A 23,963-nucleotide genomic window follows, 5' to 3' on the forward strand; every position below is an offset into this window, starting at 1 on the left:
AGGACGCAGTGACGGCCGCCTGCACGCCCGACCGTTACAATTGCGCCCATGCATGTCTACCTGCAGCAACATCTCGGCGGCTCCGAGCCGGTCCGCTTCGTGCGGCTGACCCTGCAACCGGACCTGTTCGGTTGCTGGGAGCTGCTGCGCGAAAGCGGCAGCCCCGGCCGGCGCTCGCAGCTTCGGGTGACCCAGTTCGAACAGGCCGATCAGGCACAGCACGCGTTCGAGCGCGAGCGTGACGCGTTGCTGACGCGCCAGTTCCAGATCCTTTCGCATCCCTTGCTGCCGTAAGCCCGGCAGCGCACATTCCAAGGAAGCCTTACGTGACCAGCCATACCCGCCACGATCGCCTGCTGCGCGCACTGCGTCGCGAACCGGTGGATTGCACCCCCGTCTGGCTGATGCGCCAGGCGGGCCGCTATCTGCCGGAGTACCGCGCCACCCGCGCAAAAGCCGGCAGCTTCCTGGCCATGGCCAAGAACCCGGAGATCGCCTGCGAGGTGACCCTGCAGCCGCTGCGCCGCTACGACCTGGATGCGGCGATCCTGTTCTCGGACATCCTGACCGTGCCCGACGCGATGGGACTGGAGCTGTACTTCGTTGAAGGCGAAGGCCCGAAATTCCGCCACCCGGTGCGCGACGCCGCTGCCATCGCGCGGCTGGCGGTGCCGGACATGGAAACCGAACTGCGCTACGTCATGGACGCCGTGCGGGTCATCCGTCGCGAACTGGATGGCCGGGTGCCCCTGATCGGTTTCTCCGGCAGCCCGTGGACGCTGGCCTGCTACATGGTCGAAGGCGGCGGCAGCAAGGACTTCGCCCGGATCAAAGCGATGGCCCTGAACGAACCGGCAGCACTGCACCAGCTGCTGTCGGTGGTGACCGACGCGGTGGTCGCCTACCTGGCCGCACAGCGCGCCGCCGGCGCACAGGTGCTGCAGGTGTTCGACACGTGGGGGGGTGTGCTCAGCCCGGCGATGTACCGCGAATTCTCGCTGCGCTACCTGACCCGCATCGCGCAGGAACTGGACCGCGGCCAGGGCGAGACGCGCACGCCGTTGATCCTGTTCGGCAAGGGCACCGGACTGCACCTGGGCGCACTCGCCGACACCGGTGCCGACGCCCTGGGCGTGGACTGGACCCTCGACCTGTCCGACGCGGTGGCGCGTACCGGTGGTCGCGTGGCGCTGCAGGGCAACCTCGACCCGGCCACGCTGTATGGCAATCCCGAAGCGATCGAACGCGCTGCCGGCCAGGTGCTCGACAGCTACGCCCAGGGCAACCAGGGCTCACGCGAGGGGCACGTGTTCAACCTCGGCCATGGCATGTCGCCGGACATGAACCCCGAGCATGTGCAGGTGCTGGTGGAGGCCGTGCACCGTTTGAGCCGGCGCTGAGGAACCTGCCATGACCACCGCCAGCTATGCCTCGATCCGCCCGCTGTTATGGCTGGTATCGCTGGCGATCTTCATGCAGATGCTGGATTCGACCATCGTCAATACCGCGCTGCCGGCGATGGCGCGCAGCCTGGGCGAGAGTCCGCTGCAGATGCAGTCGGTGGTGTTCAGCTACGCACTGGCGGTGGCGACCTTCATTCCTGCCTCTGGCTGGATCGCGGACCGCTTCGGGACGCGTCGCACGTTTCTGGTCGCGATCATCCTGTTTACATTGGGCTCGCTGGCCTGTGCGCTGGCGCAGACGCTGCACCAGCTGGTTGCCGCCCGCGTGCTGCAGGGCGTAGGCGGCGCGATGCTGCTGCCGGTGGGGCGGCTGGCCGTGATGCGCTCGGTGTCGCGCGAGCAGTTCCTGCGTGCGATGAGCTTCATTGCCATTCCCGCCCTCATCGGTCCGCTCATCGGCCCGACCTTGGGCGGCTGGCTGGTCGAGGTCGCGTCCTGGCACTGGGTGTTTCTGATCAACCTGCCAATCGGCGTGATCGGCTACGTCTGGGCCATGAAGGTGATGCCGGACCACTATGCCGAGCATCGCACCCGCTTCGATCTGGCCGGCTACCTGATGCTGGCCTTCGGCATGGTCGTGCTGTCACTGGCGCTGGACGGCATCTCCGGCATGGGCACGCCGCATGCGCTTGTCATGCTGATGACGGTGGCCGGGCTGGCGGCGCTGGTCGGCTATTGGCTGCACGCCGCCAATTCCACCGCCCCCTTGTTCTCGCTGGCCCTGTTCCATGTGCCCAGCTACCGGATCGGGATTCTGGGCAATCTGTTTTCACGCATTGGCAGCAGCGCGATGCCGCTGCTGATTCCCCTGCTCCTGCAGGTGGGCCTGGGCATGAGTCCGATGAATGCCGGACTGATGATGATTCCGGTAGCCGCCGCCGGCATGCTGTCCAAGCGTTACGCGGTCAAACTGGTCGAGCGGTTCGGCTATCGGCGCGTGCTGATGGTCAACACGGTGCTGGTGGGTGTGGCCATGGCCAGCTTCATGTTCATGCTGCCGGGCCAGCCGATGTGGTTGCGGCTGGTGCAACTGGCATTGTTTGGCGCAGTGAACTCGCTGCAGTTCACGGTCATGAACACCGTGACCCTGCGCGACCTGGATCGTGACTTCGCCAGCTCGGGCAACAGCCTGCTGTCGATGGTGATGATGCTGGCGACCGGATTCGGCGCAGCCGCTGCAGGCAGTCTGCTGGCCGCCTTCGATCATCTGGACGTCCTGCATGGGGCCACCGCCGCGCTGCATGCCACGTTTGTCTGTGTCGGCGCGATCACCCTGACCTCCACGGTGATCTTCTGGCAGCTGCCGGACACCCGCCCTTCTCCGCGCGACGTGGAGGAGGTCGCCGAGTAGGCGACGTCGTTACCGGGAACCGTCCAGCAGCACCCGCGCAATCGCCTCTTCCAGCAGGTCGGCCGTGACCGGCTTGCGCAGGAAACCGCTGAAGCCCGCCTCGCGCACCTGATCCTCGATACCGGGATCGGTCCGTGCGGTCACCGCCAGCAGCGGCATGCGATAGCCCTGGTTGCGCAGGTGTCCGGCCAGTTCCATGCCGCCCAGACCCGGCAGGTCCAGATCCAGCAAGGCGACATCGAAGCTCGCCGCGCTCACCTCGCGAAGCGCCGCCAGCGCATGGACCGCATGCTCGACCTGATGCCCGCGCGCGCCCAGCAGCCCGCTGATCACACTGGCCACGGTCTCATCATCCTCCACCAGCAGAATGCGCAAGGGCGGCAGCGGCTGCCCCTGCACCACCCCACCCGCACCGGCCACCACCGCTGCCATCGCCGGCTGCAGAGGCAGTGGCAGCGTGACCGTGAACCGCGTGCCCACGCCCAGCTGGCTGTCCACCTCGATCTGTCCCTGCATCGCCAGCGCCAGCTCACGGCAGATCGCCAGCCCCAGCCCGCTGCCGCCATATTGGGCCGCGGTGCGCGCGCCATCGGCCTGTTCGAATCGCCGGAACAGCCGCTCCTGCTGGTCACTGCTGATGCCAGGCCCGGTATCGGAGATTTCCAGGTGCAGCCCCCGGTCCGGTGCCAGCGCGCGCACGGTCAGCCGCACTTCGCCCTGACGGGTGAACTTGACCGCATTTCCGAGCAGGTTGAGCAGGATCTGGCGCAGACGCAGGGCGTCACCAACACTGCAGGTGCCTTCAGGCAGCGTGTTGTCGAGCACGAACCGCAGCTGCTTCTGTTCCGCCAATGCGGTCATCAGCGTGCAGACATCGTCGATCAGCGGCTGCAGCGGGAACGGCAGCTGCTGCAGCTGCAATCGACCGGACTCGATGCGGGCGAGGTCCAGCGCATCGTTCACCAGGTGCAGCAGATGTTCGCCGGCATGCCGGATCGACTCGGTATAACTGCGCTGTTTCGCATCCAGCGACGAGGACAGCAGCAGCTCGCTCATGCCCAGCACCCCGGTCATCGGCGTACGCACCTCGTGGCCGAGGTTGGCCAGGAAGCGGGTCTTCGCCGCCGACGCCTGCTCGGCCAGCTCCTGTTTGTGCAACGCGAGCTGATAGGCATGCCGGCGCTGCAGGCGACGGCGGTACAACCAGGCGAACAGACTCAACAGCAGCAGCGCCATCGAGGTCAGCACCAGCAGCCCGGACAGGCTGCGCCACCACGGCGGCAGGACTCTGAAATCCAGCGCCTGCACCCGTGACCAGACCAGGTCCGCCGAGCGCGCCTGCACTTCCAGCCGGTATCGTCCCGGTGGGAGGCGCGAGAACACGCGTTCGCCTCCGGGCCCGACTTCCACCCAATCCGGGTCATAGCCGGCCAGGCGGTAGCGGTAGCTGTTGGACGAGGAATCGGCGAACGACAGCAGCCGCGCCACAATGCGCAGATCACGGTCGGCGTCGGCAATCTCCAGCGGAGCCAGATGGGTCAGATCGAGAACCCGCTCACCGCGACGCACTTCAACCCGCTCGATCACCAGCGGCGCGCGGCGCGATGCCGGGCGTACCTGGTCTGGATCGAACAGAACCACGCCCGCCGGCGTGCCGCCGACCAGACGCCCACTGGCCGTCCGGACCAGGGTGTTGGTACGGAATTCCTGGCTGGGCAGACCGTCGTGAACGCCGTACTGACGCACGTTGGCGTGCGCGGTATCCACACGGATCAAGCCGCGGGCGCTCGCAGCCCACACCACCCCCTGGGCATCCACGGCCAGCCCGGTCGCGGCCAGCTCGGGATAGCCATCGGCCGCACCCACCAGCGCCAGGCGCTGCAACTGGGTGCCGCTCCAACGATAACGACTGAGCCGACCCTCCTCCGAGACCCAGACCGAGTCGTCGTCGGCCAGCGCCATGGCGTGCACCCCGCGTACGGGACCACCGGGCATCGGTTCGAATCGTTCCTGCCCCGGCACCCAGTGCATCATGCCCTGGCTGGTCGCCAGCCAGAGGTGGTCGTCCGGACCACACAACAGGCTCTGCACCACCTGGCCGCTGCCCAGCCCGGCCTGACCGGGCGCGACCCGCTGGGTCACCCCTCCCTCCAGATTGCGCTGCTGGACGCCACCGACGGCGGCCGCCCACAGGTGCGCGTCATCGCAGATCACCATCGACTCCACCACGCCCGCAAGGCTGGCATCGGCACCGGCGTCCCGCCCCCAGCGGCGCATCGAGCGGTCACGCGGGTCATACCGCACCAGCGCTCCGTTGGAACCGATCCAGACCCGTCCATGCGGATCCTCGGTCACCGACATGAGCCAGTTGATGCCATCCACCCAGGTGCGGTGCTGCTCCACCTGCCCGGTGGCGGGGTCGAACTTGTCCAGCGCACCGTGCGTACCCACCGTCCAGACTCCCCCGTCCGCCGACGCGGCCAAGCCGAGCACATACGCGTTGCGCAGCGACTTCGGATCGTCCTCCAGCCGCGACAGGACGGAGAACTGCCACCAGCGTGGCAGCAGATGCCACAGGCCACCGTTGGTACTGGCCAGCCAGATGCCCCCCTCCCGGTCCTCGTAGGCTCCCGCCCAGTTGGGTCGCACCTGCCCGCGCGCCAGCGCGCTGTAGAGCGGGACCTGCTGGAACTGGCCGTTGTAGGCGCGTCCAAGACCCGAGCGCGTGTCGAGCCAGTATCCGCCCTGCTCATCACGCAACATCATTCCCAGCACCTGGTCGCCTTCGCTGACCTTCCACGGTGCTGGCTCGAAACGACCGTCGGGACGGCGGACGATGACCCCGTGATTGGTGCTGATCCACAGGCTGCCATCCAGCTCGGAAGTCAGGCCATTGATGTTGTCTTCGGGCAGCGTGCCCGGCGGCACGCGCTCAAAGTCCGTACCCGTCCAGCGCGCCAGCCCGGATTTGGTACCGACCCAGAGACTGCCGTCCACCGTGGTCGCCAGCTGCACCACCGACGCCGATGGCAGGCTGCGTGGATTGCCGGCCTCGGGCATGTAGCGGGTCAGCGCGCCATTGGGCCGCAGCCGATACAGCCCGCCCAGATAGGTGCCGAACCACACCGCACCGTCCGGGGTGGAGGTGATCGCCCAGATGGTGTTGCTGCCCAGCTCAGGGTGACTGCTGCGATCGTAGAATTTCAGCTCGCGGCGATCCGGCGACATCATCGCCAATCCGGCATTCTCGGTGCCGATCCACAACTGGTTGCGCGCATCCACATGCACGCTCCACACGTGGTTGTCGCGCAGACCGTCCTCGGCGCGCCAGATCCGGTAGTTGCGCCCATCAAAGCGCGCCAGCCCATCGTTGGTCGCCAGCCACAGGTAGCCGTAGCCGTCTTCGGCCATGCGATTGACCGTATTGGACGGCAGACCGTCGAACACGGTCAACTGCCGCGGCGTGGGCGGCACGGGCTGCGCCATCACGCGCGCTGGCAGAAGCATCACCATCGCCAACAGGAGCAGCCAACGCAAAGGCACCACCAATGGATCTCCTGAGGCGAATCGGGCATGCCAGCCAGGTGTGCGAGCCGGCAACGGGGGGCAGCGCTGTCGCAGCCGGCCCGCTCTGGCATGGTAAACGGTTCGTCCCGCTACGACGAACCTTCCTCGCTCACGGCCTGCTGCAATGCCCGGTGCAGCCCGGCCGGGTCGATCGGCAGCGACAGCACCGCATCGCCACCGGCGGCACGGGTCGCCGTCAGCTGCGCATCCGGATCGCCTCCCGGCCCTGCCGCCAGCAGGATCGGAATCCGTGCGTCGCGTGCCCGGATCATGTCCAGCACCGCCAGCCCATCCACCCCCGGCAGCTCAAGCGCAAGCAGGACCGCGTCGACTGGGGCCGCCTGCAGCTCGGCCAGGGCTGCCAGTGCATGGGCCACGTGTACGGCACGGTGTCCCTGGTCCTGCAGCAGCTGGCAGAGCGCAAAAGCGTGTGCCGGATCTGCTTCCACCACCAGCACGCGCAATCCATTGGCCATCCGCATCCTGCCCAGCTCCGGCAATCCCAACTGGATCATCACCTTCCAGCGCCCATCATCGGTGGCGTGCAGCCGTAATGCGCCGCCCAAGGTCCGCACAAGCCCCTGTGTGGCATCCAGCGCATCGTGCAGCACCCTGCGGGACACCATCGGCACGACCCGCGGGCGTGCCGCCCGCCCGGTGCTGGCGCGCTGCGCCGCACGCGCCGACGTGGTGGCCAGCTCCATCAACAAACCGTCGCGCCCCGGTTGCCACCAGACCTGCAGCACCAGCCCGGCACAGGCGGTGCGGCTGACCAGAATGTCGGCAACCTCATCCAGCAGCTGCAGCAGTCGTTCCGGATCGCCGCAGGTCTGCGCCTGCGGAGCCACGTGAACGCAGAGCCCCACGCCGGTGCCCCGCGGGCACAGCGCGAGCACGCTGCGGGCCTGCCATTGCCGGCACACGTCGGCCACGCGCACTCCCTGTGACTGCAAGGGCATCTGCCCCGCCTCGATGCGCGCCTCGTCCAACGCGTGGTCGAGCACATGCAGCAGGGTCTGACCGCCCTGGCGGATCCGTTCCAGTTGCTGTCGCTGCGCCGGTGCCAGCGGCGACGCCAGCAGCAGCTCGCTCAGACCCAGCACACCGGTCAACGGCGTTCGGATTTCATGCCCCAACGTCGACAGATAGCGTTGTTTGGCCTGCGCGGACTGCTCGGCCACCACGCGACGCTGCACCGACCGCTGCCGCCCCCTTCCCCGCTGCACCTGGCGCAGCGTGATCCAGGCCGCACCCGCCAACAGCAGCGCTGCCACGCCCATGCGCAACCCCACCCACAGTGGGTGATCCCAGCCGCCGCGCTGGACCTCCAGCTGCATCCACTCGCTGTCGGACCAGTGACCATCGGGTTGGCGGGCCTGGAACTCCAACCGGTACTGGCCGGGAGGCAAGCGCGCGAATCCTCGCGTACCACGACGACCCACCCGGATCCAGTCACGATCGAGCCCGTGCAGACGGAAACGATACTGCTGGGTCTCCACAGCAGGTCCGAGCCGGCGCACGGTCACCTGGAGATCTCGGTCACCCGTCTTCAGCCGAAGGACCGGACGCGGGGGCAGCACCTGCAGACCGCCTGCACGACGGACCTGCACACGCTCCACGACCGGAGCCGGGTCCGGCGAATGACCTTCCAGGCTCAAGGGATCGAAGCGGACACCGCGACCGTCATCCCCCAGCGCCAGCATCTGCGTCCCCTGCGCCTGCAGATGCGAAGAGAGCATCGCAGCAGGGACGCCATCGGCTCGGGTATACAGGCGAACCTGGCCTTCGCGTGGCAAGACCTGGAGCAGACCGCGTGCGCTGGTCGCCCACAGCACGCCCTGGGCGTCTTCGGCCAAGGCATGGAAGCGCAGTGGCGGCACTCCGTGCCGCTCGTCGATGCGGACGGTGTGCTGCAGGCCGTCTTCACTGATGCGATAGCGTCGCAGTACGCCTGGACTGGCCACCCACAGCGCACGGTCCTGGGTGACGTGCAACGCGTTGGCTTCCTCGTCGCTGCCCGAAGGGGCTTCGAATCGACCGTCCCGCCATCGACGCACGCCCTGTGCACTTCCCCACCAGAGGCCATCCCCATCATCACAGTGCACTGCCTGCGGACCTTCCGGGCGCGGGTGATTGGCTGCGTCCCATGACCACCGGCGGGCAGGCTGTTGCAGGCCACGTCGTCGCTCGATACCCCGCGCATCGACGTGCCAACGGGAGCCATCGCCGCATCGCAGCGCGTGGATCTGCGCTCCTTCCAGGCGTATGCCGGTGAGGGAGGTGACGGGCGCATCCGGAAGCGAGACCGGGCGAAAATGCTGCCAGTGCGGAGGTAGTCGCCACACGCCCAGATGGCGCCCCAGCAACCAGAGGCCACCATGACCGTCTTCGAACACGCTGCGGAACTGCGGGGCCAGCGGGGAGGTCAGTGACGCCAGCGAGATGCGCGGAGAGAGCCCTCCATGGCGCCACACCATCGCCCCCTGTGCCAACCACACCTGCCCCCGACGTGCGATTCCCAGCGCATGCGACCCGGTGGTCAGATCCAGCGGTTCCAGGCTCCCACTGCCACTGCCGCGCCATGGTCCTGCGGCTCCGCTGACCCACAACCGCTTTGCTTCGTCAACGAGCAGCGCGGTGACCGGCGCGCTCGCGAGCAGCGAGGGAGACGGCCGGGAAAAGCGGCCGTCATGCCAGCGGGACAGACCACCTGGCGTGCCGACCCACAGACTTCCATCGGCGGTGAATGCCAGATGCTCGACAATCCGGTCAGGAAGACCGTCACCGCGCACCGTGGGCAGGAACTGGCGCAAGCGGGCATCCGGCCCCAGACGGAACAAGCCCTGGCCACGCGTGCCAAACCATATCTCGCCCGCCGGACCTGGAAGTATCACCAGCACCGGTGCCTGTCCCATCGCGGGAAAGCGCTGTGCGTCAAAGACCTCCCAGCGCTGGCGGTCGGCGGACAACCTGGCCAGCTGCCCCTGTCCGGTACCCAGCCAGAGCTGATCATGCGCGTCTTGTGCCATCGCCAGGACCTGGTTGCCGGGCAGCCCCTGCTCGCGCCTCCAGGTTCGAAAGCGGCGTCCATCGAAGCGCGCCACGCCGTCGTCGCTGGCAAACCACAGATACCCGTGGCGATCCTCCAGCATGGCGTGAATCAGATTGGACGGGAGGCCATCGGCGGTCGTGAAGCGCTGGGCATTGTCAGGCACCGCGTGGGCAACGCCTGCTTGCGCAAGCCCCAGCAGCACGCAGGCCCAGAGCATGCGCACACGGTCCATCAACGCCGCCGGCATCGTGCCACCGCCATCTGCAACCTGTGCGACGTGAGTGGCAGACGCACAAATGCATCGAATCCGGCCGCCAGGGCTTCGCGCTCTGCACAGGCATCAGCGCGGGGACTCAGCGCCAGTCGGGTCACGCCCGGCCACGCCAGCGGCAGCCGCGCACTGACCCGCTCGCCTCCGGCCAGCATGTCGGGGTCAGCGGCAATCAGGTCCCACGGACCCGGATCAACCTGCGCCAGCCAGGTCGTGGCATCGTCCACGCCGAGCACCTGGTGACCGCTGGCCCGCAGCAGTGCGCAGACCACGTCGGAAACCGCGATGGAAGGCAGCAGCACCATCACCCGCAGGCAGCGCCCCTCTTCCATCGGGAGGGGCGGTTCCGGCAGGGTGTTGCTGCATGGCACCGCCTGCCAGGGCAACGTCACCGTCATACGGGTGCCCCGGCCCAGCTGGCTGTCCACCTCGATCGTCCCCCCCATGGCCTGCACGAGGTCGAGGCTGATCGCCAGTCCCAATCCACTGCCGCCATGACGGGCCAGCGTCCTAGCACCCTCTGCCTGGACAAAGCGCTGGAACAGGTGCTGCACCTGCTCGGCGGACATGCCTGGCCCGGTATCGGCAATGCAGATCGTCAGCCCGTGTCCATCATCGCCGCTGCGCACGGTCACCATGACCTGCCCGCGCGTGGTGAACTTCAGTGCATTCCCCAACAGATTCAGCAGAATCTGGCGCAGGCGCTGCACGTCGCCCAGATGGTGCTGGTCCGCCTCCAGCATGCAGTGCCAGTGCAGCGCAATGGCTTTGCCGCTGGCCACCGGCGACAGCAGGGCATGCAGTTCGTCGAGCAGGGCCGCCACCGCGACAGGCGCGTTGACCAGGTGCAACTGGTTGCCCTCGATGCTGGCCAGGTCCAGTGCATCATCGGTCAGCTGCAGAAGATGGTGTCCGGCCTGGTACAGGCTGCCCACCTGGGTGCGCTGGGTGGGCGAAAGCGTGGAATGCAGAAGCAGTTCGCTCCAACCGAGTACAGGGGTCATCGGCATCCGGATCTGACGCCCCAAACGCGCCAGGAACCGGGTCCGGTCCAGCGAATCAAGCTCGGCGAGATCGCGGCGTTGATGCACCTGCCGTCGACCTTCCCGCCGCCGCTGCAAGGCATGCAGCAGCCGCCCGACGAGCACGACGCAGGTGCACCCGAGCACACCCAGCAGCGCACGTCCTGCGGCGGTCTGCCACCAGCGTGGCTCCACCCGAAGCCGCAGTTCGCGCACCGCCGACCAAGGGCCACCGGCATGCCGGGCCTGGATCAGCAACACGTGCTCGCCCGCGGGGAGGCGCGCGAAGATCCGCTGTGCGACCGGCCCGGTGTCCACCCATCCCGTGTCCTGCCCCAGCAACCGGAAACGATGCTGGATGCGATCGGGATCACCGCGCCCGAGCAGGCTCACCGAGACGCGGAAGTTACGGTCGAGCGTACTCAGGAAGACCGTTTCGCTCCCCAGGGGCAGGGCCATGATCCTGTCGCTGCGATGCCGGGACATGGCATCCACCACCAGCACGGGGACAGGCGAAGGCAAGGTTGCCATTGACGGGTCAAACGCCAACACCCCGCCCTCGCGTACCGCAGCGACCAAGGCACCCGATCCCAGTCGCAACAACTGGCGCGGCAGAATCTCCTGCGCGGGCAATCCCTGCGGCACACCGAGCACGCGGACTTCGCCGCTGCCCGGATCCACCCGCACCAGTCCGCGGGTCGCCCCCGCCCATACCACGCCGCTGGCATCCAGGGTCAGCGCTGCAGCGCGCAGCAACGGGAAGCCCTGATCCGCCGATATACGCCGCAGTCGCTGCGCGCCCTGCGCGCCGGCACCATACTGGTCAAGCGCTGCATCGCGGGAAACCCACAGCGTGCCATCGCTGGCTTCGGCCAGTGCCGCTGCCATGCCGGCACCTGCGGCAGCCACGCGCAGGAAACGTTCGTGCGCGGAACTCCAGCGCAGAGGACCCTGGGGATCGGTTGCCCACACCTCCCCACTCCTGGTGCAGAGCAACTGGCGTCCCTGTCCGTCGCCACTCAATCCAAGCTCAGCCGCCGACGCGCTGACCAGGTCCCCCTGCTGCTCGGACCACCGGTGCACAGTGTCACCGGCGGCCAACCAGACGTTTCCCTGCGCGCATATCTGCAGGCTGGAAACGGGGGTGTTCCGCGTGGCTTGGAACAGCCAGCGCCGGGTCACACGCGACCTGCGATCGTAGCGCAGCAGTTGCCCGGGCATCGCCACCCACACCCGGCCCAGCGCATCTTCGTCGAGCGCGAATGAAGCCGGCCGCATGCCGGCCGCAGCCAGCGTCAGCGGGTGCGAGGTCTGGCCATTGCGCAGGTCCAGCCGCTGCAGAAGGCCGTCGGCTCCGGCCACCCACGCATGGTGCAGGCCCGATGCCGCCAACGCGCGTACGGGATGAATGCCGTGATCGCGAACCGTGCAACCAACGGTTGGCATCAGGGTGAACTGTTGCCAGTGGGACGGCAGCCACCACAGGCCGCGACGTTCAATGACCCACCACAGGTCCCCATTGCGATCCTGCAGCAGCTGACGGATCTGCACCGGTGCGTGCCTGTCCAGCATGGACGGTCGCATTCCAACCGGATGTGCACCGTCGCCCTTGCTCCATTGCAGTAGTGGGCCAGCCTGCTGCCATGTGACCTTCTCCCTGCTGCGCAGCAGGGTGCGTGCCCGATGCGGCCCCGCAACGCGCTGACCGTCACGATCCAGCGCCCAGCTCTGTGTACCCACGGTTATCTCGACGCCGCCAGACGGATCTGCCCACACGTTCTGCAGTGCGCCCGTCATTGCCTGCGGCAACGTCTGCTCACGGAAGTGCGTGTTTTCTCCACGCCATAGCCGCGTTGCACTGATGACCCACGCGACGCTGTCGCGATCAACCACCAGCTGTCGCACCGGGCCATCATCCAGTGCCACGCGCTGCCAGGCCGCATGCGCTGACGCTTGAACATACAGTCGCTCATCGTCGCCAATGACCCACACACGACCGTCAGGGCCGCTGGTGACCTGCCGGATGCGACCGCTGCGGACCGCAGGCGGCGCGGCAGCGTCCGCGCGTTCAAACGTCGTGCGATCAACACCCAACGTCACCACCCCCTGGTTGGCCGTTGCCAGCCAGATGCGATCACCGGCATCAATGTGCAGGTCCAACAGGTCCGCGTCGGGCAACCCGTCAGAACGATGCAGCGTCCGGAAGCGTTGCCCGTCGAAGCGCAGCAGTCCGTCGCTGCTGGCCAACCAGATGTAGCCGGTGGCGTCTTCAGCCACCGCACGGATGTCCGGGGTCGGCAAGCCGTCAGCAGCCCCGAGCGGCCGGGGCCATGGCAGTTGCATCACCTGGGCGGACAGCAGAGGGGGCCACGCCAGCAGCAGCGCCCACACCAGACAGGTCATGAGCCCACACGGGGCATTTCGCACGCGCATTACCCTCTACCGCAGCCACATTCGTTTCATGCGGCAAACGATATCGATCTACGCGGAACGATGCCGCGCCATTTGCGTCAACCTGTTTCGCGATGGAAAACAGCGATGGCGACCGGGGACGGCGATGGAAGGTGCGTGCTTCCCGCTACCAGGTAACGATCACTCGAGCGTATCGGTCAGCAGGACACCCCGCGTCGCGCGCGCCTGGGTGATCGCGCTCACCAGCAGTTCCCCGGTCACCGGCTTGCGCAGGAAACCGTCGAAGCCTGCGGCAAGCACCTGCTGTTCCGCATAGGCGTCAGAACGCGCCGTGACGGCCACCAGCGGCAGTGTGTAGCCCATTGCACGCAGCTGGCTGGCAATGGCGATGCCATCCAGTGCCGGAAGATCCAGGTCCAGCAGTCCAACATCGAAGCCGTCAGCCGCCATTTCCGACAGTGCAGCCAGTCCATGCATCACGTGCACGACGGTGTGTCCACGTGCACGCAGCAGCCCCGTGATGACCTCGGCCACCGTCGCATCATCTTCCACCAGCAGGATGCGCAGTGGGGGCAACTGCGGGAGCGCCCCTTCCAGCGCGGTCCGCCCGCCCATGGCGTGTACCCGCCACGGCAGCGGCAAGGTCACGGTGAAGCGCGCACCCTGCCCCGGCTGGCTGTCGATGCGGATGCGCCCGCCCATCGCCACGGCCAGTTCCTGGCAGATCGCCAGACCCAGGCCGCTGCCGCCATAACGCGATGCCGTACGCGGACCGTCGGCCTGTTCGAAGCGGTGGAACAGGCGCTGTTGCTGATCCTGGTTGATGCCCGGCCCGGTATCAGACACCTCGAAGGACAGCCCGAGGCCGTCTTCACCCAGCTCCGTGCCAAGTCCAACATGCCCCTGCTCGGTGAACTTGATCGCATTGCCGAGCAGATTCATCAGAATCTGACGCACGCGCATCTCATCCCCGCTGACCTGGATGGGTCCAGGCAGATTGAAGCTCCGCTCGAACGCCAGGCCGCGCTGGTGCGCCATGGGCTCCATCAGTGTCTCCACCTGGACCAGCATCGACATCAGGTCGAACGGACGGATGTCCAGCTCCAGGCGCCCGGCCTCGATCCTGGCCAGGTCGAGGGCGTCGTTGACCAGACGCAGCAGGTGCGTCCCGGCATGCTGGATCGAGGCAGCGTAGCCGCGCTGCAGTTCATCCAGCGGCGTGGCCAGCAGCAGCTCGCTCATGCCCAGCACTCCCGTCATGGGCGTGCGTACCTCGTGGCCGAGCGTGGCCAGGAAGCGGCTCTTGGCCTGCGATGCCTGCTCGGCGATCTGCTGCTTGTGCACGGTCAACTGCCATTGCTGGCGACGGCGCAACCGCGCACGGGCAATCGCCGCGCCGCCGAGTACCAGCAGCAGTCCCAGCACCAGATACCCCAGCAGGGCGGTGTTGCTGCGCCACCACGGCGGCTGTACGTGGACGCTGATCGCGCGCGAGGGCGTCCACTCGCCCTGCGCCGTGGCCGCCTGCACCTCGACGGTGTAATCGCCTGCCGGTAGACGCGAGAGCAGTCGCTCGCCGCCCGCACTCTGCATGACCCAGTTCTGGTCATACCCGCCCACGCGGTAGCGATACCGGTTGCCCAGCGGGCTGGCGTAGGACAACAAGCGCGCGGTGATGATCAGGTCGCGGTCGTCAGGCCCCAGCTGGAGCGGCGCGTCCACCGGCAACGATTGCTGGCCCTCGGCATCGTCACGGCGCACCTGGATGTTGTCGATCACCAGTTGCGAGGGCGGCAGGATCCGGTCCGGCACATCCGGATCAAAGCCGGTCAATCCGGTCGCTGTCAGGGCCAGCACGCGTCCACTGCGCCCCTGCACAGGAGGACGTCCACTGAACTCGACATCCGGCAGCCCGTCGCGTTCGTTGTAGAGGCGCAGGCGACGCTCACCTGGATGCCAGCGCACCAGCCCCCGCGGCGTGGTCGCCCAGACCTGGCCGGCGCTGCCCAGCATCAGGCCGCCGATGGAGGCGGGCGGCATGCCCTGCACCGCGCCGACGCGCTCGCGCAGCGTCATGCTCAGGCCATCCCAGCGGTAGCGCTCCAGCGCACCAGAACGGGCCAGCCATGCCTCGTTGGCGTCAATCCAGACCATGTCGAAGATCTGGCCCTGCGAGACGCCCGGCACCTGCTCGAATCGATCGTGCTGCCAGCGCAGCAGTCCCATGTCGCCCATGATCCACAGCTGGCCACGGGCATCGAAGCGCATCTGTTCGATCGGGTTCTCGGTGAGTCCGCGTCCTTCATCGATGCGGATGGTCTCGAGCAGGTTGCCCTGTGCGTCCCGTCGCTGCACGCCGTAGTTGATGATCGACAGCCACAGATCGCCATCGGGAGCCTCGCGGATGATATCGATGCGCTGGCGCAGGTCCTGCCCGCCCCCGATCTTCCACTCGCGCAGCACGCCGGTGCGCGGCTGGTACAGACCCAGGCGACCGGCACGCCCCAACCACAGGGCCCCGTCGGCGCGCGGCAACACCGCCCAGATGGCACCGACGCCCAGCTGCTGCTCGAAGGCGATCTGGCGCAGTTGGCCGTCCGGACCCAGCTCATAGATGCCGTGCGCACCCACCACATAGTAGGTGTCGCCCGACACCGCCGCGTTCAGCAGATAAAGGCTGTCGGTCGGCTTTCCGTCCAGCTGATACCAGGTGGAAAAGCGCCTCCAGTCCGGAGGCAGATACGCCAGGCCCTGGCTGAGCGTGGCGACCCAGATGCCGCCTTCATGGTCCTGCATCAGGTCGAGCACGCCACTGCGCCCGGTGAGGAAGCCGCTGCCGCCATCACCCGCCAGCAGGCGCGCCTGGTGCGCGTCACCGCGATACAGGCCGTCAGCCGTGCCCAGCCAGTAGCCCCCGTGCCGGTCATGCAGGACGATGCTCGAGCGCACATCCGCGCCGATCGCCCAGGGTGCGGGTCGTGCACTGTCATCCGGCAGGATCTGGAACAGCCCGCTTTCGGTACCGGCCCAGAATGTGCCGTCTGGATCGCGGGTGAGCCGGACCACGCTTTTCCCGGCCAGCAGGTCCGGAGCGATGCGGGTGAAACCGCGCCCGTCCCAACGCGCCAATCCATTGCCGGTGCCCACCCACACGCGACCCTGCGGGTCACTCACCATCGCGAAGATCGTATCGTCGGGCAGCGTACCCGGGTCGTCGGGCACCGATCTGTAACGGGTCAGGCGGCCGTCTTCATCGCGCCGGCACACACCGTACTTGTTGGTGCCGATCCACAGTGCCTTGCTGGCATAGGCCAAGGCCCAGTATTGCCCTTCGCATTGACCATCAAGCTCGGGGAAACGGCGGAAGCGGTCACGTGCATGATCCAGCATGCTCAATCCTGCGCCGTTGATGCCCAGCCAGACGCGATCCTGCGGGTCGACCAGCAGGCTCTCGACCTCGTTGCCGGGCAACGAATCGGGTTCGTCAGGTTCGTTGCGCCAGACCCGCAGGCCAACGCCGTCAATGCGGGCCAGACCATCGTCGGTGGCCGCCCAGATGTATCCCTGGCGGTCCTGCGCCAGTGCCAGAACCATGCGTGAAGGCAAGCCTTCGGCGGCACCCATACGGCGCATGCGCGGTGTCTCTGCCGATGTCCCTGCGGCCCACAGCATGGTCGGCATGAGGCACAACACCCCTGCCAGCAACACGATGCCAGCCCGCCAACCGCGCGTGACCAACGCCATCGAATCCTCCCTGTACCGGAGGATTGTCACACAGCCAAGGGGCATTCGTCCGTAGCCGGGTCCGCTGGCCGTCCCGTCCAAAGACACCACGAACTGTTGCAGCCATGGTGCTTGCCGGCCCTCACGGGGCTGCGCGTATGATCGGCCCGGTTCGTTATGGAGGCTCCCGTGATCCTGCGCCTGTCCAGTTTGCTGTTGTTTCTCACCGCCCCGTTGGCCGTCACTGCCGCCCCGCAGGACTGGCGCCTGGACCCGGTGCACACCCGGGTGCTGTTTGCGGTGGAACATGCCGGCTTCTCAAAGGCGCTGGGCACCGTGTCCGGCAGCGAAGGGCAGCTCCGGTTCGACCCGGACGACTGGAGCAGTGCGCGGTTGACCGTCAGTGTGCCGCTGCAACGACTGGATCTGGGCGACCCCAAATGGAACAAGGCGGTCATGGCTGGCAACCTGCTCGACACCGACCGCTTTCCTGACGCACGTTTCGTCTCCACCCGCATTGAACCGGTGGATGCGGCCCACGCACGCGTGTTCGGCGACCTGACCGTGCGTGGGGTGACGCAGGAAGTGGAACTGGCGGTCACGGTCAACGCGGTCAAGCGCCATCCGATGCCGCCCTTCCGCCGCACGGCCGGGTTTTCCGCCACGGCCACGCTCAGCCGCAAGGCCTTCGGCGTGGATGGCTGGCCGTCGATGATCGGCGACAGCGTTGAACTGCGCATCGAGGCGGAAGCGGTACGCGACCGCAGCGCGGGCGATGCACAGGACACACCGTCCTCCGATGCTGCGGGAACTCCGCCTCCAGCCAACGACTCTGATACGCCACCGGCCCCGTCCACAGTGAAGCCCAAGCCATGACTCTCAAGAACACCCCCAACCGTTGGGGCGGCGTCAGCCAAGGCCTGCACTGGCTGATTGCGCTGTTGATCCTGCTGCTGGGCATCGTCGGTCTGACCATGGGCGAGCTGCCCAGAACACCCCGTTTCTTCTGGGTATACACCGCGCACAAGTCGCTGGGCATCACCGTGCTGGCGCTGGTGGCGGCGCGGTTGGCCTGGCGTCTGTATGCCGGCGCACCGGCACCGGTGCCGGGAACCCCCACCTGGCAGGAGCGCATTGCCTCGGCCACGCACTGGCTGCTGTACGTGCTGATGTTCGCGCTGCCGCTGTCCGGCTGGATCTACGATTCGGCCAGCGGGCTGCGCCCCTTCCGCTGGTTCGGGCTGGTCGATGTGCCCAAGCTGGTCGCCCCCGATCCAGGCGCACGGGACATTTCCCACGCCATCCATGAGTGGGGCTTCTGGCTGCTGATCGCAGTCGTGCTTGCACATGCAGGCGCGGCGCTCTACCACCACCTTTTCCAACGTGATGCCACTTTGGCGCGGATGCTGCCGCAGGGCTGGCTCACCTCCCCCCAGAAGGACTGACGATGAACATCAAGCTCACTTCCCCTGCGGCCGTCGCCGCCGCCCTCGCTGGTCTGATGGCCACCGCGCCGGTGCTGGCCGCCGACTACGTGCAGGCACCGGGTGCGGGTTCGCACCTGGCGTTCGCCAGCAAGTATGACGGTGAAGTGTTCACCGGCAGCTTCCCGGGCTTCGCCACGACCCTGAGTTTCGACCCGGCCAACCCCGCAGCCGGCAAGCTCGACGTGACCATCCCCCTGGCCGGTGCCAAGAGTGGCAACAACGACCGCGACTCCACGCTGCAGGGAGCCGACTTCTTCAATGTCGCCAAGTTCGCCACCGCCCGCTACACCGCGACGGGTTTCACCAAGGATGCGTCGGGCAAGTACGTGGCCGACGGTACGCTGGAACTGCGCGGCGTGAGCAAGCCGGTGACGTTCACCTTTGAGTGGCAGCCGGGCGCCAATCCCGTGCTGAAAGGCAAGGCGACCGTCAAGCGCCTGGACTTCGGCGTTGGTGGTGGCGACTGGGCCGACACCAAAACCATTCCCGATGAAACCGCGATCAGCACGGTGGTGAAGCTTCAGGCCAAGTGATTGGCCATCCAGGCGGTCACCGTGGCCACGTCGAACGGCCAGTCCAGTTCCCGCCCACGGCCGTCGCGCAACACCGGCACGCGCGTGCCATAGCGGGACGCCAGTTCCGGGGCATCGTCGATGAACACACTCTCCAGGCCCGTCACACGGGCCTGGGCCAGGACGATCAGGGCCTGGTCGCACAGATGACAGTCGTCGCGCTGGAACAAGGTAAACACCGGCCCACCCGTGGTCAGAAATGTTGCGCCGCAGCCAGGGTGGCTGCCGAAGACAGCATAGAATAGCGCTCCATCCGATACCCGCAGTTTGGCAATCATGGCTGTCAGCACGTTCGACGTCTTCAAGATCGGCATTGGCCCGAGTTCCTCGCATACCGTTGGACCGATGAAGGCTGCCGAACGCTTCGTGCACCGCTGGCTGCTCGACCCGGGCTGCCTGCAGGACGTGGTGCGGATCCGCGCCGACGTCTACGGTTCGCTGGCGCTGACCGGCCGGGGACACGGTACCGACAAGGCCGTACTGCTGGGCCTGGAAGGCCAGCGCCCGAACCTGATCGATCCCGACATCATTCCGGAAACCCTGGAACGCATCCGTACGACCAAGCGCATCCGGCTCATGGGCACCCATGAAATCGCCTTCGACGAAAAGCGCGACCTGGGGCTGAACAAGCGGCAGAAGCTGCCTTACCACACCAACGGCATGCGCTTCACCGCCTATGACGCCCAGGACCAGGTCATCGCCACGCGCGATTACTATTCGGTCGGCGGCGGCTTCGTGGTCAACCAGGACGACGCCGCTGATGATCGCATCGTGCCAGATGAAACCCCGCTGCCCTACCCGTTCAAGAGTGGCGATGAGCTGCTTGCCCAGACCGCCCGCAGCGGACTGAGCATTGCCCAGCTGATGTTCGAGAACGAGAAATGCTGGCGCAGCGAAGACGAGATCCGCGCGCAGCTGCGCGAGATCTGGGACGCCATGCAGTCCTGCGTGACCCGAGGCATCCGCCAGGAAGGCACTTTGCCAGGCGGCCTGCATGTGTCCCGCCGTGCCCCGGCCCTGTACCGCGAGCTTTCGTCCAAACCGGAAGCGGCCATGCGCGACCCGTTGACCACGCTGGACTGGGTGAACCTGTACGCGCTGGCGGTCAACGAGGAAAACGCCGCCGGTGGACGCGTGGTCACCGCGCCGACCAACGGCGCAGCGGGCGTCCTTCCGGCGGTGCTGCACTACTTTGATCGCTTCTGTCCGGGCGCGAACGAACAGCGCGTGTTCGACTTCCTGCTCACGTCTGCCGCCATCGGCATTCTGTACAAGGAAAACGCATCCATCTCCGGTGCCGAAGTGGGCTGCCAGGGGGAGGTCGGCGTGGCCTGCTCGATGGCCGCCGGCGGATTGGTGGCAGCACTCGGCGGGAATCCCAGTCAGATCGAGAATGCGGCCGAAATCGGCATGGAGCACAACCTCGGCCTGACCTGCGACCCCATCGGAGGCCTGGTCCAGATCCCGTGCATCGAGCGCAACGCGATGGGAGCGGTGAAGGCCATCAACGCCTCGCGCATGGCCATGCGCGGCGATGGCAAACACAAGGTGTCGCTGGACAAGGTCATCAAGACCATGCGCGATACCGGCCGCGACATGCAGGACAAGTACAAGGAAACCAGCCGCGGCGGCCTGGCGGTCAACGTCATCGAGTGCTGATGCCGGCAACACGGGTGCCGGCCCCTGCCCGGCATTCGTAAGCGTGGGCGGTTATGCTCGGGGATCTTTTCCTGGAGACCGCCATGCGCATCCTGGCCGCCGCCCTGATTGCCTGTCTGCCCCTCACCGCCGTTGCCGCCCCCACCTACGATGCCCGCCTGCAGGGTTTCGACTATGGCTGGCCGGTCCAGACCTTCACCTTCGACTCGCAGCGCCAGTCGCTTGAAATGGCCTACCTGGACGTTCCGGCCAGCGCCCCGCCGCGCGGGACAGTGGTGCTGCTGCATGGCAAGAACTTCTGTGCGGGCACGTGGAAAGAGGCGATCAGCGCATTGAGTGCTGCCGGCTACCGGGTCATCGCGCCGGACCAGATCGGGTTCTGCAAGTCCAGCAAACCGCTGCGCTACCAGTACTCGTTTGGCCAGCTCGCCGCCAACACCCAGGCCCTGCTCAAGCACCTGAAGCTGGACACCACCCGGGTGGACCTGGTGGGGCACTCCATGGGCGGCATGTTGGCCGCGCGCTTCGCCCTGCAGTATCCACAGCAGCTGCGCCAGCTGGCCCTGGTCAATCCGATCGGGCTGGAGGACTGGAAGGCCAAAGGCGTACCGTGGCGCAGTGTGGATGCCTGGTATGCCAATGAACTGAAGACGAGCTTCGACTCGATCAAGAAGTACCAGATGGAGGTGTACTACGGCGGCGACTGGAAGCCGGAATACGAACACTGGGCGCGCATGCAGGCCGGCATGTACGCCGGTCCGGGTCAGCAGGCGGTGGCCTGGAGCCAGGCACTGACCTCGGACATGGTGTTCAACCAGCCGGTCGTCTACGAACTGCCCAACCTGCGCGTCCCCACCACGCTGTTCATCGGCCAGCGCGATCGCACCGCCATTGGCCGCGACCTGGCCTCTGCACCGCTGAAGGCAACACTGGGTGACTACCCGGTGCTGGGCAAGGCGGCAGCTGAAGCGATTCCCGGCTCGACACTGGTGACCTTCGATGAACTGGGGCATTCGCCGCAGGTGCAGGATCCCGCGCAATTCAACGCCGCACTGTTGAAGGCGCTGGCCACGGCAAAATGACGCCGCGTGTGGACCCACGCAGGGCGTGGCTCTACGTCCGGGTGATGGACAGGACGTCGTCCAGCAGGGCCGCGGCAGTGACTTCGGCCCCGGCCCCCGGCCCCTGGATCAACAGCGGCTGGATGCTGTAGCGGTCGCTGTGGATGGCCACGCGGTTGTCGGTCTGCGCGCCTCCCGCGAGCGGATGATCGTGGGCCACAACGCGCAGGCCGACACACGCGCCCTCGCGATCAACACCGCCGATGAAGCGCAGGCATCCGCCTTCCCGCTGGGCCTGGTGCCAGTACGCTTGAATGGGTGCATCCAGTAGCGCCAGCTGTGCCAGCGCCTGCTCAAGCGGCAATCCGGCCAGCGCGTCCGGAACCAGTGAACTGACCTGCACCTGTTCGCTGCGCAGCTCGATGCCGCTGGCCCTGGCCAGAATCAGCAGTTTGCGGCGTACGTCTTCCCCGGACAGGTCCACGCGCGGATCGGGCTCGGTATAGCCTGCGCTGAGCGCCTCACCGACCCAGGCTGAGAATGGCCGCTGGCCGTCGTAATGATGAAACAACCAGGCCAGCGAGCCCGAGAGCACGCCTTCTACCCGGTGGATGTGATCACCGCCGGCCACCAGCGCACGCAGGCTGCTGAGCAGCGGCAGTCCAGCCCCGACCGTGGCACTGTCGCCGTAGCGGGCACCGCCCTCCTCCACGCTCTCGGCAATGGCCTGGGCACGCGCCCAATGGGTGCCCTGGCCCAGTTTGTTGGCGGTCACGACATGAACACCGCGCGCAAGCCATTGTTCATGCCAGTTGGCGACCTCGTCGCTGGCCGTGGCGTCGACCAGCACGTCGCCGCGCTGTAGTCCTTCCGCTTCTGCCCAGGGCTGCAGGGAGGGCACGACACGTGCGGCACGGTTGGCGTGCGCCAGTTCCTGTGCCGGTTGGCCGCCGCAGCGAAACGCGGTACGCGAATTGGCCAGCCATGAGAACCGCGGCAGCGCAACACCGCGCGACTGCAGTGCCTGGTAGCGGTGCACGAACGCAGTGCCGACCGTACCGGTACCGAGCAGTGCAAGCCGCTGCGGGAGTTCGCGCACCAGCGGCAGGACCGCGCTCATGCATCCACCTGTTTGCGCAGGTCGTTGCGTGCCTGTGCGTCGATCACCGCCTGCGCGCGCAGCAGCCCGGCCTGCAGGTCGGCCACCAGATCCTGCGCATCTTCAATGCCAACCGAAAGACGCAGCAGGCCCTCGCTGATACCGGCATGAGCGCGCGCTTCCGGGGTCATCGCCGCATGGGTCATGGTGGCCGGGTGCGCGACCAGGCTCTCCACGCCGCCCAGCGATTCGGCCAGGGTGAAACAGCGCAGCCCGTCGACGAAGGCGCGCACGGCGGCATGCGGGTCATCGCCCGGACAGGACGCCAGTTCGAACGACAGCATCGCGCCGAATCCGTTCTGCTGGCGTGCGGCAATGGCATGGCCAGGGTGATCCGCCAGGCCGGGGTAATACACCTGGGCCACGGCATCGCTGGTGGCCAGCAGATCCACGATGGCCGCCGTGTTCTCCTGATGTACCCGCAGGCGCGCGCCCAGCGTACGCAGCCCGCGCAGGGTCAGGAACGCATCGAACGGTGAGCCGGTCAGGCCGAGCGCATTGGCCCACCACACCAGCTGCTCGTGCAGCTGCGGATCACGCGCGACCACCGCTCCGCCCACGACATCGCTGTGGCCATTGATGTACTTGGTGGTCGAGTGCAGCACCACGTCCGCACCGAAGGCGATCGGTTGCTGCAGCGCGGGCGACAGGAAGGTGTTGTCGACGACCACTTTGGCCCCGGCGCGATGCGCGGCATCAATGACAAAGCGCAGGTCGGTAATGCGCAGCAGCGGGTTGGAGGGCGTTTCCACCAGCACCAGCGTCGGCGACTGGGCCAGCGCATCGGCCAGTGAACGCGGATCGGTCAGGTCAGCGGTGACCAGGGTGAAGTGTCCCTTCTTTGCCAGCGCATTGAACAGGCGCCAGCTGCCGCCATAGGCGTCGTGCGGCACCACCAGGGTGTCGCCGGGCTGCAGCAGGGCGTTGAGCACCAGGTTGATCGCGCCCATGCCCGTGGAGGTGATGACGCCCCCTGCTCCGCCTTCCAGTTCAGCCAGCGCCTCGCCGAGCAGGTCACGCGTGGGATTGCCGCTGCGCGTGTAGTCGTACTGGCGCTTGTTGCCGAAGCCGTCGAAGCTGAAGTTCGACGACAACACGATCGGCGGCGTCACCGCACCGTGCGCGGTATCGCGGTCGATACCCGCGCGAACGGCGGCGGTGACA

15 protein-coding genes are annotated in these 23,963 nt (G+C 67.1%); 8 read left to right on the forward strand and 7 right to left on the reverse strand.

The genetic code is table 11. The annotated features are described in order from the left end of the window. Positions 1–48 precede the first annotated feature (48 nt). Genes QMX83_RS05795 through mdtD form a run of 3 tightly spaced genes read left to right on the forward strand, consistent with a single transcriptional unit; the run spans position 49 to position 2,814 of the window. Positions 49–294, forward strand: coding sequence for a WGR domain-containing protein (locus QMX83_RS05795; RefSeq protein ID WP_282295700.1), 246 nt, complete (start codon positions 49–51; stop codon positions 292–294). Positions 295–326: 32 nt separating this feature from the next. Continuing rightward, positions 327–1,400 (forward strand): uroporphyrinogen decarboxylase, encoded by a 1,074-nt coding sequence (hemE, locus tag QMX83_RS05800; RefSeq protein WP_282295701.1) that lies wholly within the window; start codon positions 327–329, stop codon positions 1,398–1,400. Between the two features lie 10 nt (positions 1,401–1,410). After that, on the forward strand, positions 1,411–2,814 hold the full coding sequence (gene mdtD, locus QMX83_RS05805; RefSeq protein ID WP_282295702.1) for a multidrug transporter subunit MdtD: 1,404 nt from the start codon (positions 1,411–1,413) through the stop codon (positions 2,812–2,814). Positions 2,815–2,823: 9 nt separating this feature from the next. Here the strand turns inward: mdtD and QMX83_RS05810 are convergent, their stop codons facing one another. From QMX83_RS05810 to QMX83_RS05825, 4 genes are all read right to left on the reverse strand, one after another. Beyond that, positions 2,824–6,360 (reverse strand): ATP-binding protein, encoded by a 3,537-nt coding sequence (locus QMX83_RS05810; protein ID WP_282295703.1) that lies wholly within the window; start codon positions 6,358–6,360, stop codon positions 2,824–2,826. A gap of 110 nt (positions 6,361–6,470) precedes the next feature. Further along, entirely contained in the window at positions 6,471–9,665 is a 3,195-nt protein-coding gene (locus QMX83_RS05815; protein ID WP_282295704.1) for a hybrid sensor histidine kinase/response regulator, read from the reverse strand. Continuing rightward, the gene (locus QMX83_RS05820) at positions 9,665–13,129 is read right to left on the reverse strand and encodes an ATP-binding protein (protein WP_282295705.1); all 3,465 of its coding nucleotides are present in this window, start codon (positions 13,127–13,129) and stop codon (positions 9,665–9,667) included. The genes QMX83_RS05815 and QMX83_RS05820 overlap by 1 nt, the downstream gene beginning before the upstream one ends. Before the next feature lie 189 nt (positions 13,130–13,318). Next, on the reverse strand, positions 13,319–16,819 hold the full coding sequence (locus tag QMX83_RS05825) for an ATP-binding protein (protein WP_282295715.1): 3,501 nt from the start codon (positions 16,817–16,819) through the stop codon (positions 13,319–13,321). 231 nt (positions 16,820–17,050) lie between these two features. Here QMX83_RS05825 and QMX83_RS05830 point away from each other — a divergent pair, with 231 nt between their 5' ends. The 3 genes from QMX83_RS05830 to QMX83_RS05840 are packed head-to-tail and all read left to right on the forward strand — an operon-like array spanning position 17,051 to position 18,881. Next, the gene (locus QMX83_RS05830; RefSeq protein ID WP_282295706.1) at positions 17,051–17,737 is read left to right on the forward strand and encodes a YceI family protein; all 687 of its coding nucleotides are present in this window, start codon (positions 17,051–17,053) and stop codon (positions 17,735–17,737) included. Continuing rightward, the gene (locus QMX83_RS05835) at positions 17,734–18,306 is read left to right on the forward strand and encodes a cytochrome b (protein WP_282295707.1); all 573 of its coding nucleotides are present in this window, start codon (positions 17,734–17,736) and stop codon (positions 18,304–18,306) included. Before QMX83_RS05830 ends, QMX83_RS05835 begins: the two co-directional genes overlap by 4 nt. A 2-nt stretch (positions 18,307–18,308) precedes the next feature. Continuing rightward, positions 18,309–18,881, forward strand: a complete 573-nt coding sequence (locus QMX83_RS05840; protein WP_282295708.1) for a YceI family protein — start codon at positions 18,309–18,311, stop codon at positions 18,879–18,881. Here the strand turns inward: QMX83_RS05840 and QMX83_RS05845 are convergent. Next, positions 18,869–19,099 carry a glutaredoxin family protein gene (locus QMX83_RS05845; protein WP_282295709.1) on the reverse strand — a complete coding sequence of 77 codons (231 nt, stop codon included), beginning with the start codon at positions 19,097–19,099 and terminating at the stop codon, positions 18,869–18,871. The genes QMX83_RS05840 and QMX83_RS05845 overlap by 13 nt on opposite strands. A 97-nt stretch (positions 19,100–19,196) precedes the next feature. On the opposite strand from QMX83_RS05845, the gene QMX83_RS05850 reads away from it, so the two are divergent. Next, a complete protein-coding gene (locus QMX83_RS05850) occupies positions 19,197–20,579 on the forward strand; it encodes an L-serine ammonia-lyase (RefSeq protein WP_282295710.1) in 1,383 nt (460 codons plus the stop codon). Positions 20,580–20,662: 83 nt separating this feature from the next. Next, positions 20,663–21,661, forward strand: coding sequence for an alpha/beta hydrolase (locus tag QMX83_RS05855; protein WP_282295711.1), 999 nt, complete (start codon positions 20,663–20,665; stop codon positions 21,659–21,661). A 31-nt stretch (positions 21,662–21,692) separates the two neighbouring features. Here the strand turns inward: QMX83_RS05855 and QMX83_RS05860 are convergent, their stop codons facing one another. Both QMX83_RS05860 and QMX83_RS05865 read right to left on the reverse strand, forming a co-directional pair. Next, positions 21,693–22,760 (reverse strand): homoserine dehydrogenase, encoded by a 1,068-nt coding sequence (locus QMX83_RS05860; RefSeq protein ID WP_282295712.1) that lies wholly within the window; start codon positions 22,758–22,760, stop codon positions 21,693–21,695. Continuing rightward, positions 22,757–23,963, reverse strand: a 1,207-nt coding sequence (locus tag QMX83_RS05865; protein ID WP_282295713.1) for an O-succinylhomoserine (thiol)-lyase, incomplete at its 5' end; no start/stop codon positions are given. The genes QMX83_RS05865 and QMX83_RS05860, both read right to left, overlap by 4 nt.

It is taken from the genome of Stenotrophomonas sp. PS02289 (assembly GCF_029960115.1).
In the GTDB taxonomy this organism is placed as follows: Bacteria; Pseudomonadota; Gammaproteobacteria; order Xanthomonadales; family Xanthomonadaceae; genus Stenotrophomonas.

What these genes read in the sequence shown, in the direction of transcription:
- QMX83_RS05795 (WP_282295700.1), top strand. Translation starts at nt 49, where the DNA reads ATGCATGTCTACCTGCAGCAACATCTCGGCGGCTCCGAGCCGGTCCGC.
- mdtD (WP_282295702.1), top strand. Translation starts at nt 1,411, where the DNA reads ATGACCACCGCCAGCTATGCCTCGATCCGCCCGCTGTTATGGCTGGTA.
- QMX83_RS05815 (WP_282295704.1), bottom strand. Translation starts at nt 9,665, where the DNA reads ATGGACCGTGTGCGCATGCTCTGGGCCTGCGTGCTGCTGGGGCTTGCG.
- QMX83_RS05820 (WP_282295705.1), bottom strand. Translation starts at nt 13,129, where the DNA reads ATGACCTGTCTGGTGTGGGCGCTGCTGCTGGCGTGGCCCCCTCTGCTG.
- QMX83_RS05825 (WP_282295715.1), bottom strand. Translation starts at nt 16,819, where the DNA reads ATGCCGACCATGCTGTGGGCCGCAGGGACATCGGCAGAGACACCGCGC.
- QMX83_RS05835 (WP_282295707.1), top strand. Translation starts at nt 17,734, where the DNA reads ATGACTCTCAAGAACACCCCCAACCGTTGGGGCGGCGTCAGCCAAGGC.
- QMX83_RS05840 (WP_282295708.1), top strand. Translation starts at nt 18,309, where the DNA reads ATGAACATCAAGCTCACTTCCCCTGCGGCCGTCGCCGCCGCCCTCGCT.
- QMX83_RS05850 (WP_282295710.1), top strand. Translation starts at nt 19,197, where the DNA reads ATGGCTGTCAGCACGTTCGACGTCTTCAAGATCGGCATTGGCCCGAGT.
- QMX83_RS05855 (WP_282295711.1), top strand. Translation starts at nt 20,663, where the DNA reads ATGCGCATCCTGGCCGCCGCCCTGATTGCCTGTCTGCCCCTCACCGCC.
- QMX83_RS05860 (WP_282295712.1), bottom strand. Translation starts at nt 22,760, where the DNA reads ATGAGCGCGGTCCTGCCGCTGGTGCGCGAACTCCCGCAGCGGCTTGCA.